The following is an 18,988-nucleotide window of genomic DNA, read 5'->3' on the forward strand; positions in this document are numbered from 1 at the left end:
AAGGCATCTTCCATGGCCGACGATTCCTCCCCCAAGCTCGACAAGTCCACCGAGCAAGCCGCGCCCCCTGCCGGCGCTCCCGCTGCCGCCCGCAAGCCCGCCGGCAATCCGCGCCGTCGCCAGCTCTTCCTGATCTTCGGCGGCGTGGTGGCCCTGGCCGCTGCGGCCTTCGGCGTCTACCACGTCATCGAAGGCGGCAAGGCGGTCGAAACCGACAATGCGTATGTCGAAGCCTCTTCCGCCGCCGTGACGCCGCTGGTGTCGGCGCCGGTCAAGGAAGCCAATATCAACGACACCAAGGTTGTCAAACAGGGCGATGTCCTGGTCGTCCTCGACGACACCGACGCCCGTCTGGCCCTGGCCCAGGCCGAAGCCCAGCTCGAGCAGGTCAGGCGCCAGGTCCAGGGCTATTATTCGACCGACGCGACACTGGCGGCCCAGACCGCCGCCGCCCAGTCGCAGGTCGTCTCCGCCCAGGCTGCGGTCGACCAGGCCCAGAAGGCTTACGATGACCGCCGCAACCTGGCGGCCATCGGCGCCGTCGCCGGCGAGGATCTGACCAACGCCAAGACGACGCTTGACCGCGCCGTCGCCGCGCTCAACGCGACGAAGGCCCAGGCCACGGCCGCGCAAGGTCAGCGCGCCACCAATGCCGCGCTGATTTCGGGCGGCGACGTCGACAGCAATCCGCAGGTCAAGCTGGCCCAGGCCCGCGTTGACCAGGCCCGCCTCGATCTCGATCGCACGGTCATCCGCGCCCCGATTTCAGGCGTTATCGCCAAAAACACGGCCGAAGTCGGCCAGCGCGTCCAGGTGGGCGCCCCGCTCATGACCATCGTGCCGATCGACAACGCCTATGTGAACGCCAACTTCAAGGAAGTTCAGCTGAAGAAGGTCGCCATCGGTCAGCCGGTCGAACTGACCTCGGACCTCTACGGCTCGTCGATCAAGTATCACGGCAAGGTGTCGGGTCTGTCGGGCGGCACGGGCTCGGCCTTCGCCATCATCCCGGCGCAGAATGCCACGGGTAACTGGATCAAGGTCGTCCAGCGCCTGCCGGTGCGTATCGCGCTCGATCCGAAGGAACTGAAGGCGCATCCGTTGCGCGTCGGCATGAGCATGAAGGCCAAGATCGACATCAGCGGTACGCGCTAAGCCTTAATTGCCCCCACCACCGCATCTCGCCTGTGCAAGCACAGTCTCGTGCGGTCCCCCTCCCCACTCACATCTTGGGCGCGGAATCGTCCGAGGTGCTCATGGGGAGGAATAAAAGATTACGCCTCCCAGTTTGCTTCATTGCGCGATGCCATGAGGCTCCCAGGGAGGAGTGAAGAAGGAGCACCCGTCTTAACGGGGATACAATATCGCCTACCCCTTCTTATTCCTCCCCATGAGCGGCGCGACGGTTTCTGCGCAATGAAGCGAGTGGGGAGGGGGACCGCACGAGACTGTGCTTGCACAGGCGAGATGTGGTGGTGGGGGCCATCTCAAGCATTGAAGGACCTGGCCCATGTCCGGCGCCACGACCACCGCAGGCAACCTGCCCGCTTCCGAACCCAAGCCTTTGACCGGCATAACACTATGGCTGTGCGGTATCCTGCTGGCACTGGCCAACTTCGTCGCCATCCTCGACGTCTCGATCGCCAACGTCTCGGTGCCGAACATCGCCGGCGCCCTCGGCGTCTCGACCTCACAAGGTACCTGGGTCATTACCTCCTATGCCGTAGCCGAAGCCATCGCCGTGCCGCTGACCGGCTGGCTGGCGGCGCGCTTTGGCACGGTGCGCGTTTTCTCGACCGCGCTTATCGGCTTTGCCTTCACGTCGCTAATGTGCGGCCTGGCGCCCAATCTCGACGTGCTGATCCTCGGCCGCGTCCTGCAAGGGCTTTGCGGCGGCCCGCTTATGCCGCTGGCGCAAACCCTACTTCTGACCATCTTCCCGCCAAAGCTGCGCCCCGTCGCCATGTCGATCTGGGCCATCACCACGTTGACGGCGCCGATCGCCGGCCCGGTCCTCGGCGGTACGCTCTGCGACAATTTCGGCTGGGGCTCGATCTTCCTGGTCAATATCCCGATTGCGCTAGGTGCCGGTTTCCTGGTCTGGCGTGTCCTGTCGCGCTATGAAACAAAGACGGTCCGCGCGCGCATCGACTATATCGGCCTGGCCCTGCTGATCCTGTGGGTCGGCGCGCTACAGCTGATGCTCGATCTCGGCAAGGAGAACGAATGGTTCTCATCGCCGCTGATCATCGGCCTGGCTCTGGTCGCATTCCTCGGCTTCGTCGCGTTCGTCATCTGGGAACTGACCGACGAAAACCCGATCGTGGACTTACGGATATTCCGGCATCCCGGCTTCTCGCTGGCCATGGTCTGCATGGCGTTGATGATCGGCTCCTTCTTCGCCATCAACGTGCTGGGGCCGCTGTGGATGCAGGGCAATCTCGGCTGGACCGCCACCTGGGCCGGCAATGCGACAGGCGCCATCGGCATCCTGGCCATCTTCGCCGCCCCGATCGCCGCGCAGCTGGCGGCGCGCTACGACCCGCGCAAGATCATCTTCTTCGGCGTCATGTGGCTGGCCTTCATCACCTTCATGCGCGGCCAGGCGACGACCGATATGAGCTTCATGAGCATCACGGTATGGATCTTCCTGGCCGGCGCCGGCATGCCCTTCTTCTTCATGCCGCTGATCCAGGTGTCGATGGGCTCGGTCCTGCCGAGAGAAGTCGCGTCGGCGGCCGGCCTGCAGAACTTCATCCGCACCATGGCAGGCGCTGTGGCCACCTCCTTCGTCACCACAGCCTGGGAAAACTCGGCCAATGCCAGCCACGCCGAGATCGTCAACCACCTGCCCAATGCCGAAGCGGCGGTTCAGACCATGACGCAGCAAGGCCTGCCGCATGAGGTGGCGCTGGAAAGCTTCAACCGCATGGTCGAAGGCCAGGCGCTGATGATCGCCACCAATGAGATCTTCATCGGTGCGGCGGTTGTCTTTGCCTTGTGCGCCTGCCTGGCCTGGACCTTGCCTCGTCCAAAAGGTCCGGTCGACATGGGCAGTGCGCACTAAGAGATCCTCGTCCCCCCCGGCGAGGTGTCACGGTGGCCCGTGACGTGGAGGGAGCGGCTTCCCGGCCCGCTCCCTCCTTCTATTTCTGGCGTAAGTGTGCACGGCGCCGATCTTAAGAAGCATGTCCACAGATTGCACAGATGCGCGCTAACGCGCGCCACACAGATTATCCGAGCAAACGGCAGGTCCGCGAACAACGACCTCACAGAACGACAGCGCAAAGCGCTGTCCCAGGCTGCTGACAAAGTCTGTGGACAATTTTCATGCGGTATATTGCCACCTGATTCACGGAACGTCTCGGAATCAAGCGGTGAACATATCGGAATCAAATTGTGGCAATTGGCCCTTCTCAAAAAAGATAGGGGGTTTGTCAGTAGCCTGCGACAGCGCAAAGCGCTGTCCTTACATTTATCCGGGAAGGCAGAGGCTATACGCTCAGATAATCTGTGTGCATCTGTGTAATCTGTGGAAAATCCTTCTTAACATCCCGACGCTCCGCACTGGCAAATTGTGATCACATTTGTTATCGGTTGGCTTCGAACCGGAGCCGTCCCATGACCCATAATGCCGATCTCGCCGCCCGCCGCGCCGCTGCTGTTCCGCGCGGCGTTGGCCACGCCACGACGCTTTACGCCGGGCGCGCGGAAAATGCCGAGCTGTGGGACGCCGACGGTAACCGTTTCATCGACTTCGCCGGCGGTATCGCCGTGCTCAACACCGGCCACCGCCATCCAAAAGTCCAAGCCGCAGCTCTGGCGCAGATGAACGCCTTTACGCATACCGCTTTCCAGGTCGTGCCCTACGAGACCTATATCGCCCTGGCCGAGCGGCTCAACGCGCTGGCCCCTGTCGCCAAACCGGCCAAGTCGGTCTTTCTTACGACCGGCGCCGAAGCCGTCGAAAACGCCGTCAAGATCGCCCGCGCCTACACCAAGCGCGACGGCATCATCGCCTTTACCGGCGGCTTCCATGGCCGCACGGCCCTGACCTCAGCCCTGACCGGCAAGGTCGTCCCCTACAAGAAGGACCTGGGCCCGCAGCAGCCCGGCATCTACCACCTGCCCTTTCCTGTCGAAGCGCACGGCATCGACGTCGCCGATACGCTGAAGATGCTTGACTACCTGTTCAAGGCCGACATTGCGCCCGACGCCGTCGCCGCTATCATCATCGAACCGGTTCAGGGCGAAGGCGGCTTCCTCATCACGCCACCGGAACTGATGGGCGCCTTGCGAAAAGTTTGCGACGCGCACGGCATTCTGCTGATCGCCGACGAGGTCCAGACCGGCTTTGGCCGCACCGGCAAGCTGTTCGCCATGGAGCATTACAACGTCAAGCCCGACCTGATGACCATGGCCAAGTCGCTGGCCGGCGGTTATCCGCTGTCGGGCGTGGTCGGTCGCGCCGAGGTCATGGACGCGCCGGTCGTTGGCGGCCTTGGCGGCACCTATGGCGGTAATCCGGTGGCCTGCGCCGCAGCTTTGGCCGTCCTCGATGTTATCGCCGAGGAAAAGCTGCTCGATGCCGCCAATGCCCAAGGCGCCAAGATCAAAGCGCGTCTGGAGGCGCTCAGCCAGCGCAATGATATCGTCCCCATGAGCGCCATTCGCGGCCTGGGCGCCATGATCGCCTTTGATATCGTGACCGAACGCGGCAGTCACACACCCGACGCCGTCGCGGCGAAGTCGGCTTGCACCAAGGCCCAAGACCATGGCCTGATCCTTTTGTCATGCGGCGTTTATGCCAATACGATCCGCATCCTGTGTCCACTGACGGCATCCGATGCGATTCTCGACGAAGGCCTCGCCAAGCTGGAACAAGCCCTGGGGATTTAGATCGGTATGATTTTAAGTGGAAACATCATAGCGATCTAAGTTTTTTGTTTTGTCGCGATATTTAAGGCGAAAACCCCAAAAAACGCATCTTGGCACTTTTCGCCATATCGCTCTAGCTCAATCCACGGACAAAGATGTTGGCGGTAAGGCGGCCGCGCCGTGGATCAGAGCTGAAATTGAAGTTTTCAGGTATTACGCCGGTGTGCAGGATGCGCCCTGGATAGATGGCCGCGCGATTGAAGCGGGCCTCGATGCTTGCGAGCTCGATAAAGCCGTTGCGATCACCCGAGTGGTAGCCGCTGGCGAGCCCATATTCACGAATATCCTGCTCTCTCCCTTTTGCGTACGCCTCCAGGCGCTCATCCGTCAGGGTTTCGAATCCCGTGCGCTCATGCTTGTAAAAAGCCGTGCCGCCGCTCGGGCCTTTTGAGAGATAATGGATAATGGCGTAGCCGTCAGCCGTATGGTGATCGAAATGCGGAATTCTCTGCAAGGGTTGCAAATCACCCGGTTGCAGGGTCATCAATGAAAATCCCGCGTCGAGGATGTCGTACTTTCGAACGCCAAAGACATCATCCATAATTCCAGCCAGGCCGCGGCACACAGCCTCGACATAGGCGAAACTTTCCTGGTCCTGGGGCGTGATACGATGGCGAAGCCCCGGGTAATAGTGACCTGTCTGCGCCGGGAAAGGCGCCAGATCCGTCGCCATCTGGACGACTTGTTCCGGGTCCTGAAAGAAATTGTCGATAATGACGACGGGGGTCTGCTCCTCCCCGATCCTGATAGTGTGTACCGACATAATCACTCCGTATACTGCGGCTGTCGTTTTAGGCTGAAATCAGGCATTATTGCAATCTCGCCTGGCCAGACATAACTTTTGAGGCATCATGACCGCAGCCCTGCCGGACCCTGTTTTTAATCCTGATGCCCGTATAGACGTCCTCAGAGCCGGGAAGACCCAGGAAGCCATCGTTGTTATAGACGACGTCCTTCTCAATCCGGACATACTGATTGAATATGCCGCGCAGGCCAGATTCGCGCTTCCCCCGGCGACGTCGCGTTACCCAGGCCTGGTCGCCCAGCTGCCGGACAGCTATCGCATACCCCTTGCCGAAGTTTTGCGCGGCCTCATGGCAAGGACTTTTGACACGCACCCCCACTTTCGCCCGGCAAATTACGGTTTCTTTGGGTTGGCTACGGTCCCGCCGCAAACAATGACCCCGGCCCAGGCCGCACCGCATATCGACTCACACCGCCTCAACAGCTTCGCCACGGTTCACTATCTCAGCCGGAGCCCTTATGGGGGAACAGGCTTCTTCCGCCATAAGGCTACCGACCATGAGGTCATTACGCCGGTCCGCAGCGATGGATACAGGCGGTTGCGTCGCCAGGAACTGGAGGAACGCAAAGACCAGGAACTGGGCGCGATCCTCGACCTTTATGAGGAAATCGCCTATGTCGAAGCGGTATTTAATCGCCTGATTTTCTATAAGGCCGGATTGTTTCATTCGGCGCGCCTGGAAAACACCGCGGGACTTAGCGATGATCCACGTACGGGCCGCCTGACCGCCAATATGTTTTTCAATACGGAGGGGCTTTGACCCTACCCCGTCTGATGCATTTTCAAGGCCTCGGACGCGCAGTGACGGCGAATGAAATCTTCGTGTGACGGAAGGCCTTTGACGCGCTCGATGACCGCGTTCCGCCAGCTTCCCAGGTGAACGCGCAAATCGTCACTGTCCATCGCATCCGCCGCCGGATGGTAGTCCTGCGGCACCATTCCCTGGCCGGTCAATACAGCCACCCAGCTGACCTCCCGGAAAAGGTCAGGTTCACGCGAAAGGGTCTGGCTGGTTGCCCGGAAAACATCGAGGCGATCGCGCAGGCTGTCGGGGATGGACATCTGCTGGACGTGGCGCCAAAACGGCGTGTCGTCACGTTCCGTGACCTTGTAATGCGCGATAATGAAGTCCTTGATGTTGTCGTAATCGTGCTCGATCTGGCGATTGTATTCGTCGACAATATGCGGATTGAACCCGTGGCGCGGAAACAGGGCCAGGAATTTAAAGGCGCCGGATTGAACCAGGTGAATGCTCGTCGATTCCAGTGGCTCCAGGAAGCCACTGGCCAGGCCAAGCGCCACGACATTCTTGTTCCACGCCTTGTTGCGGCGGCCGGTAACAAAGCGCAAAATCCTCGGATCGGCCTGGGGTTTGCCGTCCAGCCGGGACAACAGGCTTTCGACCGCTTCATCCTCGCTGATGAAGTCGTTGCAGAAAACATAGCCGTTGCCGGTGCGGTGCTGCAGGGGAATGCGCCATTGCCAACCGGCTTCACGCGCCGTCGCACGGGTATAGGGCAGCAGTTCATCGGTGCGGTCACACGGCACCGCCGCCGCGCGGTTCATGGGAAGCCAGTGGCTCCAGTCGGTATAGCCCGTCTTCAGGGTTTCTTCGATCAGCAGTCCACGGAAGCCCGAGCAGTCAATAAACAGATCGCCTTCAATCGTGCGGTCGTCCGATGTCTGGACCGACGTGACATAACCCGTTTCGGGATTTTGGTTGACCTTTACGATCCGCCCTTCCTGACGGACAACACCCAGTTTCTCTGAATACCGGCGCAGGTATCGCGCATACAGGGCGGCATCGAACTGGAATGCATAGGTCAGATCAGGCTTACCAGGCTCAGACTTGACACGGCCGAAGCGCCCCTGCAGGGCGGCTTCGGTGGGCGCATTATACTTGCCTATATCAATCTCACCGCCGCCACGTTCCATATAATGCCGGAAATAGTAGTGCTGAAAGGTGAAGCCATCGATGTCCTTACCGAATACGCTGAAGGGATGGATGTAGCTGTGACCTTTCCGTCGCCAGTCGACGAACTCGATTCCCAGTTTGAAGGTGGCGTTGGTCTCGCGGATAAAGTCGTTTTCGTCGATGCCGAGAAAGGAATTGTACTGGATGATCGGCGGGATGGTCGCTTCACCAACCCCGACCGTGCCAATCTCTTCCGACTCGACCAGGGTAATATCGTAAAAATGGGACCCTAATGCCTTGACGAAGCATGCCGCCGTCATCCAGCCCGCCGTTCCTCCACCTACGATAACAATCTTTTTAACGACGGACTGCACGACTTATCTCCTAAAATTGGACCTGCGCCTTACCCAGGTAGTCTTCCATCGGCTTCATCGGTTCGACAACCGAACGGATGAAACCCAGCATTTTCTGAAACTGCTGAATGGCTTCGGACGGCTCCGTCTGATCCACAAGAGGATCATAGGCCTTGGGAATCAGGCCGTGCCCCAGCAGCATGCAGATCCAATCGTCCTCCTCGAAGGCTTCATCGTCGTATAAAGCCAGGGCGCCGCGCGCGAAGAACAATTCCAGCTTATAACGCAGGGACTCCGGAACCTCGATACTGCGGCAGTAGTCCCACAGGGGCTGGCCGGTGCGCTGGTTCAGGATGTAGTGGCACATCTGATAATCGCGCACGCGTTCCAGGGATGCACCGACATTGCGATTATATTCGTCGCTTTCCAGCATGCAGTTGCGATCGATCGGGAATAGCGAGACCAGGTGCGACAAGCCGATGAAATTGGCGTGCATCCGCACACTGTCGATCGGGTCAAGCACGACGGCGGCCTCACCAATGGCAACGCAGTTCTTTTCCCAGTAGATCTTGCGCGTTCCCGCCACGAAAGGTGTCACGATGGCGTCTGGATGCAGGCGCATCGACGCGACGATGCCGGCGGCCTGGAAAGCCTCGTCCTCCTTGAGATCGACGCTGGAATAGACCTGCTGGATGGCCGTGCAGTTCTGCAGGGGATACATCCCCACCCAACCGGAACGGAAGGCGGCGACCTGGCTGAAGGACGGCAGGGGCGACAGGGGCGGACCATAGCTGGTCAACATGCGGTCGCACGGCAGCAGATCACCCCACGACTGGAACGCGACGCCCAGCTCCTGCCCCAGCAAGGCACTTTCGGCGCCCGTGGCGTCGATAAAGAAATCCCCTTCAACGGTTTGGCCGTTCATCAGCTTAAGCGCGGTGATACAGCCGTCTTCGCCATCACGGACAACCTCAGCCAGCCTGGCGGTGATATGTTCGATTTTGCGTTCCAGGGCCACCGTCTTCAGCACATGGCAGTAACCCATGGCGCCAAGGTGATAGGCATAGTTGCAATTGGCAAAGCCGTCCGTTTCCTCGCCTGGAATGAAGAACCGGCCCTTTTTTGCCGCGGCGGCATTGATGGAAAAGTCGTCGAATTCGGCCTTCATGCCTTCGGCGCGCGCCTTCAGCCAAAAGTGATGGAAGGGAACACGATCGATTGGCCGGCCGTACGTGGAATAGGCATGTATGAAGGGGGGCCTGGTCTTGGAAAAGTTGGCGAAACGCTGTCCCAGACTGTAGGTGGCCTGGCAGGCGCGCATCATCGGCCCTTCTTCGATACCGATCAGACGATGGTAGGCTTCCTGCTGCTTCAAGGTCGGATATACATCGCCCGGCCGCAAAAGCGACGGAAGCTCGATCACCGTGATCTCAAGCCCGGCCTTGTTAAAGGCGCGCCACAAAACATTGGCCGCCAGCCATAAGGACTCGTCGCGGCCAATAATAACGACTTTCGATACGCGGCGAGCCTCAGCCATTGACAACATCCTGCACCACGACCTTGCCCATCGGGTCGAAACAATAATCTTTCAAGAACTCTTCGTGCGTCGGCAACGCGTCGACATTAACCTGCACCCGGTCACGGACCTCCGTCAGCGTTTCCAGGATGGTATCGAGGCTCATATTGTCGACCTGCCGGTCGTAATTGCGCGGCAAGACACGTTGCCCGGCGTAGACGGCGATCCAGCTTGGCGGGGCGAACAGCCCGTCCTTGTAGCGATGTATGTGCCCGCGATGCCGGAAGGTCTCCATCCTGGCGATCAATGTATCCGGCACCTTCATTTCGCGGACGTAACGCCACATGCCGGTCGGATCTTCGTCGGCAGGCTTTTCATTGGCATAGTAGTGCAGAATGAGAAAATCACGCACGCGCTCGTATTCGATATCGATCAGGCGATTGAATTCCTCGATCAGTTTGGGATCGATGGTTTTTGACGGGAACAACCGCATCAGGAAATTGGTGGCGATCTGCGCCAGGTAGATACTGGTCGATTCCAGCGGCTCCAGAAAGCCGCTGGCCAGGCCTATGGCGATACAGTTCTTATGCCAGGATTGCTGGCGCCGGCCGGCCTGGAACTTGAGCAGGCGCGGTTCCGCCTGTGCCTTGCCGTCAAGACCAGCCAACAGTATCTCCGCGGCACGATCTTCCGTGGTGAACCGGCTGGAAAAGACGTAGCCGTTTCCGGTACGGTGCTGCAGCGGAATACGCCACGTCCAGCCGGCTTCCTTTGCCGCCGCCCGCGTATAGGGGGTAAAATCGCCGGCCCGATCACAGGGGACGGCCAGGGCCCGGTCACACGGCAACCACGGCGTCCAGTCCTCCCATCCCATTTTCAGCGCCTGGCTGATCAGGACACCCCGGAACCCTGAGCAGTCAATGAACAGGTCACCTTCGACGACCTCGCCCGACGCCAGTGTCAGGGATTGGATATAGCCATCCTCCGGCCGCAGGGTCACATCGACAACCTTGCCTTCGGTACGTTGCAGCCCGCGCGCGACGGCCCATTTCCGCAGATAACGCGCATAGAGCACAGCGTCGAAGTGATAGGCGTAAGCAAAGGTCGATCTTACGGAATTGTCGTCTTCCGACGGGAAATCGAACTTCAGATGGCGGCAGGCCGAAATGGCGAAAGAATAGGCCTGCAGGTCAGACTCATGCCCGCTTTGCATGGCGCGCAGCCAATACTGGAACAACGGTACGCCGTTGATCGCCTGGCCATGAATGCCGAAAGGATGGATGTAGCTGTCGCCGTTGCGTGCCCAGTTGCAAAAATCGATGCCCAGCTTAAAGGTCGCATTGGTCTCGCGCATGAACTCCGGTTCGTCGAGTTCAAGGAAGTCGTTGAAGCTTTTAACTTGAGGCAGGGTCGCCTCACCGACCCCGACTATGCCGATTTCATCAGACTCGATCAGTCTCACCGTGCAGAATTCAGGCTTGAAAGCCTTGTTAAGCGTAGCGGCTGTCATCCAGCCTGCCGTTCCGCCCCCCAGAATCACGACTTTCAACGGAGAATGGTTCATATCTTTCGCTTCCCGGCGTTTGATTGAGCCCGTTTAAACGGCTTCGTCTTTTAAATAAAGACTGGTCTCAACCGAATGGTCAAGCTCAGTTATCCCTACAAATAAAAAGCGCGCTGTTCTTGCGAACAGCGCGCCCTTTAGCGTTATCTGAAGTAATGACTTAGTACTTCAGGCGGATCGAGGCCTGAATACGGCGGTCATTCTTGAACCAGGAGTATGGCAACAGAAGACGTTCGTTTGTACCACCGGCGGTCGTCGGACCGTCGACTTGCTGGTACAGTTTCGTTTCCGACTGCAGCAGGTTCGAACCTTCCACCGACACTTCGATATTTTCGTTCAGGCGATAGGCCACACGACCATCGAGGTAGCCAATGGCGTCCTGCCAGATCGGGAAGACCGCGCAGCAGTCCTGAGCCGTAACCATGTACTTCGAGCGCCAGTTGTAGGCGAGACGCGCCGACAGCTTGCCCTTTTCATACATACCAACCAGGTTGAAGGTGTCGTCCGACAGGCCTTCAAGCGGCAGTTCCGTGAAGCTCAGAGCCGCCAGCGACGTACCGCCACCCGAGGCGCCGGACGAACCGTCACCCGAGTTGACGACAACGCCCGAACCCTTGATGCCGCTGTTCGACAGATGGGTCCAGTTCGCCTGAACGCCAAGGCCATCGAACGGCGCCGGCAGGTTGTCAAAGAAGGACTGATAAGCGATTTCGAAGCCCTTGATGGAGGCGCCGTCACCGTTGATCGGACCGTTGACCTGCACTTCACGCGTCACACCGTTGTTGGTGAAGTTCGTGAAATAGCTGCCGAACTGGATGTAGTCGTGGAACTTCTTGTAGAACAGGTTGAACGTCATCGACCCGGTCGAGGAGAAGTAGTTTTCCACCGACAGATCGATCTGGTCCGCCGTCACCGACTTCAGGTACGGGTTGTTGGCCGAACCGGTGAAGCGAGTCTTCGTCCGCACGATAGCGCCGGAGCTGTCGCAGATGAATGCACCCGTGGTCGGGTTACAATCCGGCGTCGAGTTCGTTGTCGACGGCAGGCTCAGGCTGACGCTGGTATACTTCTTCAGGTTACCGATGTCCGGACGGGACATGGCCTTCGAAGCCGCGAAGCGCAAGAACCACTCGTCGGTCAGGCCAAAGCGAACGTTGAAGCTCGGCAGCCAGTTCTTGTGCGTGATGCTCGCCGTTTCAAGGGCTGTGCTCGTCGCCATGAACGCGCGGTCTTCGGCGGACACGTAGTAGGTGATGCTCGGACGGAAGATACCGCTGCCGGGCGTCGTTTCAACCAACGGCGTCGTGTCATAGACAATGCCGCTGTTGTAGTTGGTGCCGCCGGTGCTTTCATTGACCGTTTCGACGTAGCGGACGCCGATATTGCCGGTCACGGTTACACCGTTGAAGATGGTGGCGTCATTGCCGCCGAACTTCAGCTGGATGTAGGCCGCCTTGGTCTGCTCCTGAACGTCGGCGACTTCCGCCGGACGGAAACAGCCATCGGTTTCGCCGGTGCGCATGCAAATCGGAACCCAGGCATTGGTATTGTTACCGCTGGTGTCGAGCGGCTTGTAGGCCTGGTTGCCGAAGGTGTTGGCGAAGCCTTCACGGTCCTGCAGGATCGAGGTCAGGATAAACGGCGCCGTGCTGACATTGGTCGCGCCACCGCCGTAGAAGTCTTCGTCAAAGGTATAGTTGCCGTACGCGCTCTGGCTCGGGAACTTCGAGCCATTGACGTAGAAGTTGTCACGGTCGTAGTTCGTCCAGTTGTTGACGACGGCCTGCCAGTTGTAGGTCGTCCAGCGCACGGTCTGCTCACGATCCGCAAAGCGGACACCGGCTTTCAGGGTGTTCAGCCAGGGCGAATCGAAGCTGTAGGCCAGATCGGCGCGGGTCGCGAACGACTTGCCTTCCGAGTCCGTCACGTGGTCCATGATCCACGGCACGCGATAGTTGTCCTTGTTCGTGATGCCGCCCGGCGCAAGGTACCAGCCGACAGCCGAGTCCGCGATTTCCATCGTCGGATGGTCGCCCGAGAAGTCGAGCTTGGCCGTCGCCCAGGTCGTCAGCTGCGTCGAGATGTCATAGTTCTCTTGCGTCGCCTCGACCATTTGGACGTCGAAGTTCAGCTTCAGGCGATCTGTGGGATCCCACTTGAAGTTGAAGGACAGGTCACGCGTGTCGTTGGTCGAATCGCTCCAGCGCGTGTCGTTCGAATAGGCGGTGGCGCGCTGCGATGCCGGACAGGCCGTCGATGCTTCCCACGAATAGCAGGCGCGGGCCAGACCGTTCGGCGAGGTCGAGCCAGTCGGGTTCTGGAAGGAACCGTACCATTGGCCGTTTCCGTTGACGAGCGTGCCGGTTTGGATAAAGCCCTGGTCGTTGAAGGTACAGGTGGTGCCGGTCAGACACTGCACGTTGTCGCCGGTGGCGACAAAATCGATCAGCTGGGCCCAGGCGTCGGCGCCGGTCGAAGCCGTCGCGACATACTCTTCCCACTTCTCGGTCTTCTTCGACTGATTGTACTGAAGCGTGGCGAGCATCGTCTTGGAGTGGTTTTGCCACTGGCCGGCCAGAGCGACACCGGTACGAACGCGATCGTAAACGTTGTCACGCAGCGAGACGGACATCGGGAAATAACGCTTGTCGCTCGTTCCCCAGACCGTCGCGTTGGAATAAGGAACGATACGGCCGAGCTGGACGCCTTCGGAGTTGGTGTAGATGCCCGAGTGGGCAGCGTTCACCATGATGCCGAATTCACCGGCGCTGGTATCAAAACGGTCGGCATAGATGCCGGAGAGCGCGGTCGCGCCCTTTTCCACCAGGTCGCCATAGGTGTATTCGGCCGTCGCGGCCAGAACGCGGCCCTTTTGGTCGAACGGCAGACGGGTGCGCAGGTTGATCGTACCGGCAATACCGCCTTCGATCAGTTCCGCGGTCTGGTTCTTATAGACGTCGACGCCGCCCATCAGTTCCGGCGAAACGTCCGACCAGCTGAGGCCACGGTTGGAGTCGGCGGTGAAGATGTCGCGGCCGTTGAATTCCGAACGGACCTGTTGCAGGCCGCGGACGACGACGCCCGACGGTTCGGCCGAGAAGTGCGCCGTATCGCCGGTCGCGGCGAAACGGTTGACGGTGATGCCGGCGACGCGCTGCAGCGCTTCGGCGACCGACTTGTCCGGGAAGGAGCCAATGTCATTGGCCGTGATCGAGTCGACGACGGTATCGGCGTCCTTCTTGATCTGCTGGGCGCTTTTCAGCGACTTGCGGACGCCGGTGACGACGACTTCATCAGCGCCGTCAGCAGTCGTTTCCTGAGCCATCGCCGTAGACGCCGTCACGGCCATGGCCGTTAGCGCTACCAGCGAAACACCGCCCTTTAAAAGCTTCAGCCCAAAGGCCGCGCTTCCGGTTTTCTTCATATTTGTTCTCCCTAGTTGCTCCCGACCGCCATACGCAAAACGACGGTGAAGACCGAATTAGCCAATTGAAATCGCCTCACGGGCGACGTCCTCATTTTTTTAATGATTACCAAAGGTACCGAAACATTCTTAAGGATTCTTGACCCGACCGCCCGAATTGACTTTGTTGTCAATTGGCATTCACGAGGTTCGCGCGGACCGGTTTTTTGTTACCTGTGGCTGGACGTGCTTCTTCCCGATTAATTATTTCATCTTTATCAGATACCCAAAGGGCCGGTCAAAATCTAGGCGAAATATGACGAAACAACGACGACAGCGCCGGACAATGGCATGAATGTCACACTCAGTGCGTCAAATTGCAAACGATTTTCAAACACCTGAGGCGCATGACCGCCTTTTGACGATAGTGTTAAAAAAGTCTTATTGGCCTGTTGGCTTGCCTGCCGCCTACGCGGCATATAGAAGCGCGGGGCATGCCGCCCGAAGCCTGGCAATTGGTCCATATGCTCGAAGATTTTTCCATTCCGTCCGTAGATGTTCATTGTGATACGACGCCAGAGGTGTTCGTTCGCGATATCCTGCCACAGGCGCGCCCCGTTCTTCTCAAGGGACTTGTGGCAAAATGGCCGGCGGTCGTTCAGGGACGGACGTCGACGGATGCCATCGGCGCATATCTGAAATCAATGGACTCCGGGCGCCTGACATCGGTTCTGGAAGCCGGTAGCGCTATCAAGGGGCGATTTTCGTATGGTCCCGACATGCACGACTTCAACTTCAATCGACGGACGCGTTCGATCAGCGATGGCATCGATCATTTGCTGGGCCTGGTCGGCCACCCCAATCCGCCCTACGTCTATATCCAGTCGACACCCGTGGCGCAGTATCTCCCGCGCTTTGCCGTCGAAAACGTCAATCCGCTTCTGGCGCCTTTTGTAGTCCCGAACATCTGGATCAGCAACCAGACCCGCGCCCAGACCCATAACGACAACGATCACAACATCGCCTGCGTGATCGCCGGCCGCCGGCGCTTTACCGTTTTCCCGCCGGACCAGGTTGGAAACCTTTATATTGGTCCGCTGGAGCACACGCCTTCGGGCCGCGCCATCAGCCTCGCCAGCCTGGAAGAACCCGATTTCGAAAAATATCCCCGTCTGCGAGACGCCATCAGCCATGCCCAGGTGGCGGAAATGGAGCCGGGCGATGCGCTCTATCTGCCACGGTACTGGTGGCATCACGTCCAGTCACTCGACCGCTTCAATGTCCTGATCAACTACTGGTGGGGCACGCCGGCGAACCCTCTGGAAAACCCCGTCACCTGTTTCAACATGGCGCTTCTCGCGCTCAAGGACCTGCCCGCACCCGAGCGCGACTACTGGCGCGCCATGTTCAACGATTACATTTTCAGCGCGGACAAGGCCTCCATAGCGCACATACCGGCGAAACATCAGGGCGGTCTGGGACCGCACACGGCCGACATCCGCAACGGCCTGATTCGCGCCCTGCAGCAAATCCTGCGCGGCTGAATTACCGTGAGGCAATAAGCAATGTGGCCGCCTGTTCAAGCGTCGCTGGCGACTTGGCGAAACACAGGCGCAGCACGGAAAGCTCACGGCCGCCATCGCAGAATGCCGGCAGGGGGATAGCCGCCACGCCGTGGTCGCGCACCAGCCGGCCGGCATAGTCGATCGCGCTTTCTCCTATGCCGGAAGCGGTCAGGTCGAGATTGAGGAAATAGGTGCCCTGGGGCGGCAGGACTTTGAACCCCGCATCGGTCAGCCGCGACGCCAGGATATCGCGCAAGTCCTCGAGCTCGGCCAGGGCGGCGGCGAAGCGCTCCGGTGGCAAGCCCAGTCCGAAAGCGACGCCATGCTGCAGGGCCGGCGGTGTCGCAAAGGTGATGAACTGGTGGGCCCGGGCGACCTGGTCGACCAGGACTTGCGGACCGCAGACAAAGCCGACCTTCCAGCCGGTGAGCGAGAAGATCTTGCCCGCCGACCCGATCTTGAGTGTGCGTTTCGCCAGGTGTGGCAGATGCAGGGCGCTCAGGTGCGGCTGGCCGAAAACGATCTGCTCCCAGACCTCGTCACTTACCAGCCATGCGTCGTGCCGCACGCAAAACCGCTGCAGCAGTTCCAGTTCATCGCGGTCGAGCGCATGGGTGGTCGGATTGTTGGGCGTGGTGATCAGGACCAGCCGCGTCCGCTCACTGAAAGCGGCTTCAAGATCGGCTTCGCTAAAGGTCCAGTGCGGTGGCTGCAGTTGGACGATGCGCGGCACGCCGCCGGCGCGGCGAATCAGCGGCAGGTAGGCGTCATACATCGGCTCGAAGACCACGACCTCGTCGCCCGGTGTGACCAATGACAGGATCGCGGCGCTTAAACCTTCGGTGGCGCCCGAGGTGATTAGGACATTATGCTCCGGATCGAGCGTCAGCCCCTGCGTGCGCGCATAGAAGTCCGCCACCGCTTGCCGCAGCACGGGCAGACCGCGCATCGGCGCATACTGGTTGGACTGTTCCATCAGGGCAACGGCAGCGGCCTGACGCACCTCCGGGAAGCCGTCGCTTTCGGGAAAGCCCTGGCCGAGATTGATCGCGCCGCGCGCCCGCGCTTCGAGCGACATGACTTCGAAGATGCTGGTCTTCAATCCGGCGAATACAGGGTTCATTCCCATCCTGTAGCAGGCGTAGCCATGACAAAAAAGACCCGAAGCGGCCGGGGCTGGCGGCGCGCTTCGAGATGAGCAATGTGCCAAAAAGTGTGCAGCGGTTTTGGCAAAACATTACGCAAGCAAAAAATCTGAACGGGATGCGATTACCTCGCATCCCGTTCAGATCGAAGGCAGGGTCAGGCCGGGATTCGCCTGGGCGCCTTCGAACGCTGTTGGGCATTCTCAAGAATATCCGGCCGCAGCCAGGCCGCGATGTCGTGCTCGTCAGGCACCAGGTGCCGAGTCTTCAGCCAAGCCTGCAGGTCCGCCAGTTTTTGCCGGCGGTCGGGCTCGAGCCCAAGGCGCGCGCCATCGGCCAGGTGCGCGCCGTAGGCGGCGGCGGCATCGCCTTCCTCGACCTTGCCCTCGATGGCGACGTGGCGCAGCGCCTCCTTCGGAAAGCTTTCCGCCCACGGCGCCGCCTGGAGCAGGTTGTTGAGGATGCGCGCCACCACGTCCGGATTGGCCTCGATGAAGGGCTCGTCCGCCGTCACCGCGCGCAGTTCCACCAGGCCGGCCAGCTTGGGTTGCTTGCGGATCTCGTCGGCGGTGAAGCGATGAACCTCGTGCAGGTGCGCCGAACGCGCCAGTTCCAGTCCCTTGGCGCCGAACAGGATGGCCACGTCCGTATGCCCGCCCAGCAGGGCCTCGACCTCGCGGCGGGCGATGTCGCCGAATGGCACGGACGGATGATCGGCGACAACCGGGGCAAATTCGATATCGTGCAGCGAGACGCCGCTGACCCGCAACACGGTGTCCCAGGCGCGCAAGGATCGCACCTGAGCCGGCGAGAAATTGCCCGCCTCCTTCGGCAGGGACAGGCGGCGTCCGATGAGGTCGCGCAAATTGGATACGGGCGTCTTCGGACGCGTGACGACGCTGACCGAATGCCAGGTTTCGCCAAGCGCGATCAGGCGCGAGCGGCCGTTCAGCCCATGCGCCCACAAGGCGGTGGCGGCGTCGGCTTCGCGGATCAGGTTGGACAGGCTATGGTCGAGATGGCCCTGACGCACCGACGGCGTATCGGTCTCCCTTACCGAGACCATCCGCACATTTTCACGCAGGAACTCGCGCTGGAACACGCCGCGATTGGCGACCAGTCCCGTGGCGGTCAGGGTCGGGCAGCGCGCATACCAGACCAGCGGAACATTGGCGGGTGCGGCGGCCTTACTGGTAAACGTCATGGGAAATCTCCGGGTGGCGGATATTCCTATCATTTAAGTGTAGATTTATCGTGCGAAAATTTCTGCGTGCACGGTTGAGAAAAAATCACCGCTTGCTTGTGCTGCTGGATCAGTTGCCTTATCGTTGCCCCGTGACCAGGGGAACAAACCAGACATGCTGTCCCAGCGCGCCAAATATACTATACGTGTGATGCAGGAATTAGCCCGCTGCGGACCGGAAACCAGCCTGCAGGCCGGTGAGCTGGCCAGCCGCATCAAGGCGCCGCAACACTTTCTTGAAGGCATATTGCTCGATCTCCGCCGCGAAGGCCTTCTCACCTCGCGCCGCGGCCGCAGCGGCGGCTATACCCTGGCCAAGCCGGCCGACCTGATTTCCATCGCCGACCTGATCCGCCTGACCGATGGCCCCCTGGCGCTGACGACCTGCGCCAGCCGCACCGCCTATGCACAGTGCGAGGACTGCCCGACCCCGGACGACTGCTCGCTGCGCACTATCCTGGTCGCGGCGCGCGACGCCATGGCGCGCGTGCTGGAAGGCTCTACCCTGGCCAGGCCGTTCCCGATCTAGACTTTCCGCCAC

13 protein-coding genes are annotated in these 18,988 nt (G+C 60.1%); 6 read left to right on the forward strand and 7 right to left on the reverse strand.

All coding sequences use genetic code 11. The features are described from left to right. Window positions 1-12: 12 nt before the first annotated feature. The 3 genes from J2X24_RS09120 (at window position 13) to gabT (ending at window position 4,899) form a co-directional block, all read left to right on the forward strand. Window positions 13-1,155 carry an HlyD family efflux transporter periplasmic adaptor subunit gene (locus J2X24_RS09120; protein WP_209719907.1) on the forward strand — a complete coding sequence of 381 codons (1,143 nt, stop codon included), beginning with the start codon at window positions 13-15 and terminating at the stop codon, window positions 1,153-1,155. Window positions 1,156-1,510: 355 nt separating this feature from the next. Then, entirely contained in the window at window positions 1,511-3,067 is a 1,557-nt protein-coding gene (locus tag J2X24_RS09125; protein WP_209719910.1) for a DHA2 family efflux MFS transporter permease subunit, read from the forward strand. 554 nt (window positions 3,068-3,621) lie between these two features. Beyond that, window positions 3,622-4,899, forward strand: coding sequence for a 4-aminobutyrate--2-oxoglutarate transaminase (gabT, locus tag J2X24_RS09130; protein WP_209719913.1), 1,278 nt, complete (start codon window positions 3,622-3,624; stop codon window positions 4,897-4,899). Window positions 4,900-5,011: 112 nt separating this feature from the next. Here gabT and J2X24_RS09135 read toward each other — a convergent pair whose 3' ends face one another. Continuing rightward, window positions 5,012-5,701: a DUF6445 family protein gene (locus J2X24_RS09135; protein WP_209719916.1), complete on the reverse strand. Its 690-nt coding sequence runs from the start codon at window positions 5,699-5,701 to the stop codon at window positions 5,012-5,014. Window positions 5,702-5,789: 88 nt separating this feature from the next. Between J2X24_RS09135 and J2X24_RS09140 the strand changes: the two genes are divergently transcribed. Beyond that, window positions 5,790-6,503, forward strand: a complete 714-nt coding sequence (locus J2X24_RS09140) for a DUF6445 family protein (protein ID WP_209719918.1) — start codon at window positions 5,790-5,792, stop codon at window positions 6,501-6,503. Between the two features lie 2 nt (window positions 6,504-6,505). On the opposite strand, the gene J2X24_RS09145 is transcribed toward J2X24_RS09140, so the two are convergent. The 4 genes from J2X24_RS09145 to J2X24_RS09160 form a co-directional block, all read right to left on the reverse strand. Then, window positions 6,506-8,032 carry a tryptophan halogenase family protein gene (locus J2X24_RS09145; RefSeq protein WP_209719920.1) on the reverse strand — a complete coding sequence of 509 codons (1,527 nt, stop codon included), beginning with the start codon at window positions 8,030-8,032 and terminating at the stop codon, window positions 6,506-6,508. A gap of 10 nt (window positions 8,033-8,042) precedes the next feature. Next, window positions 8,043-9,548, reverse strand: coding sequence for a tryptophan halogenase family protein (locus J2X24_RS09150; protein WP_209719925.1), 1,506 nt, complete (start codon window positions 9,546-9,548; stop codon window positions 8,043-8,045). Continuing rightward, window positions 9,541-11,091, reverse strand: a complete 1,551-nt coding sequence (locus tag J2X24_RS09155) for a tryptophan halogenase family protein (protein ID WP_209719928.1) — start codon at window positions 11,089-11,091, stop codon at window positions 9,541-9,543. The genes J2X24_RS09150 and J2X24_RS09155 overlap by 8 nt, the downstream gene beginning before the upstream one ends. 160 nt (window positions 11,092-11,251) lie before the next feature. Then, window positions 11,252-14,515, reverse strand: coding sequence for a TonB-dependent receptor (locus tag J2X24_RS09160; RefSeq protein WP_209719931.1), 3,264 nt, complete (start codon window positions 14,513-14,515; stop codon window positions 11,252-11,254). A gap of 473 nt (window positions 14,516-14,988) precedes the next feature. Here J2X24_RS09160 and J2X24_RS09165 point away from each other — a divergent pair, with 473 nt between their 5' ends. Beyond that, complete coding sequence (locus J2X24_RS09165) at window positions 14,989-16,038, forward strand: cupin-like domain-containing protein (protein WP_245344579.1); 1,050 nt, start codon at window positions 14,989-14,991, stop codon at window positions 16,036-16,038. A 1-nt stretch (window position 16,039) separates the two neighbouring features. On the opposite strand, the gene J2X24_RS09170 is transcribed toward J2X24_RS09165, so the two are convergent. Both J2X24_RS09170 and J2X24_RS09175 read right to left on the reverse strand, forming a co-directional pair. Then, window positions 16,040-17,182: an aminotransferase gene (locus J2X24_RS09170; RefSeq protein WP_209719934.1), complete on the reverse strand. Its 1,143-nt coding sequence runs from the start codon at window positions 17,180-17,182 to the stop codon at window positions 16,040-16,042. A gap of 179 nt (window positions 17,183-17,361) precedes the next feature. Next, complete coding sequence (locus J2X24_RS09175) at window positions 17,362-18,408, reverse strand: substrate-binding domain-containing protein (RefSeq protein ID WP_209719937.1); 1,047 nt, start codon at window positions 18,406-18,408, stop codon at window positions 17,362-17,364. A 154-nt stretch (window positions 18,409-18,562) separates the two neighbouring features. Here J2X24_RS09175 and J2X24_RS09180 point away from each other — a divergent pair, with 154 nt between their 5' ends. Next, window positions 18,563-18,976 carry an RrF2 family transcriptional regulator gene (locus J2X24_RS09180; protein WP_209719940.1) on the forward strand — a complete coding sequence of 138 codons (414 nt, stop codon included), beginning with the start codon at window positions 18,563-18,565 and terminating at the stop codon, window positions 18,974-18,976. The last annotated feature ends 12 nt before the right edge of the window (window positions 18,977-18,988 follow it).

Origin of the sequence: Asticcacaulis solisilvae (genome assembly GCF_017875235.1) — a bacterium.
Taxonomy (GTDB): domain Bacteria; phylum Pseudomonadota; class Alphaproteobacteria; order Caulobacterales; family Caulobacteraceae; genus Asticcacaulis; species Asticcacaulis solisilvae_A.

Coding starts and splice junctions, on each gene's coding strand:
- J2X24_RS09120 (WP_209719907.1), top strand. CDS start 13: ATGGCCGACGATTCCTCCCCCAAGCTCGACAAGTCCACCGAGCAAGCC.
- J2X24_RS09125 (WP_209719910.1), top strand. CDS start 1,511: ATGTCCGGCGCCACGACCACCGCAGGCAACCTGCCCGCTTCCGAACCC.
- gabT (WP_209719913.1), top strand. CDS start 3,622: ATGACCCATAATGCCGATCTCGCCGCCCGCCGCGCCGCTGCTGTTCCG.
- J2X24_RS09135 (WP_209719916.1), bottom strand. CDS start 5,701: ATGTCGGTACACACTATCAGGATCGGGGAGGAGCAGACCCCCGTCGTC.
- J2X24_RS09140 (WP_209719918.1), top strand. CDS start 5,790: ATGACCGCAGCCCTGCCGGACCCTGTTTTTAATCCTGATGCCCGTATA.
- J2X24_RS09150 (WP_209719925.1), bottom strand. CDS start 9,548: ATGGCTGAGGCTCGCCGCGTATCGAAAGTCGTTATTATTGGCCGCGAC.
- J2X24_RS09155 (WP_209719928.1), bottom strand. CDS start 11,091: ATGAACCATTCTCCGTTGAAAGTCGTGATTCTGGGGGGCGGAACGGCA.
- J2X24_RS09160 (WP_209719931.1), bottom strand. CDS start 14,515: ATGAAGAAAACCGGAAGCGCGGCCTTTGGGCTGAAGCTTTTAAAGGGC.
- J2X24_RS09165 (WP_245344579.1), top strand. CDS start 14,989: ATGCCGCCCGAAGCCTGGCAATTGGTCCATATGCTCGAAGATTTTTCC.
- J2X24_RS09170 (WP_209719934.1), bottom strand. CDS start 17,182: ATGAACCCTGTATTCGCCGGATTGAAGACCAGCATCTTCGAAGTCATG.
- J2X24_RS09175 (WP_209719937.1), bottom strand. CDS start 18,408: ATGACGTTTACCAGTAAGGCCGCCGCACCCGCCAATGTTCCGCTGGTC.
- J2X24_RS09180 (WP_209719940.1), top strand. CDS start 18,563: ATGCTGTCCCAGCGCGCCAAATATACTATACGTGTGATGCAGGAATTA.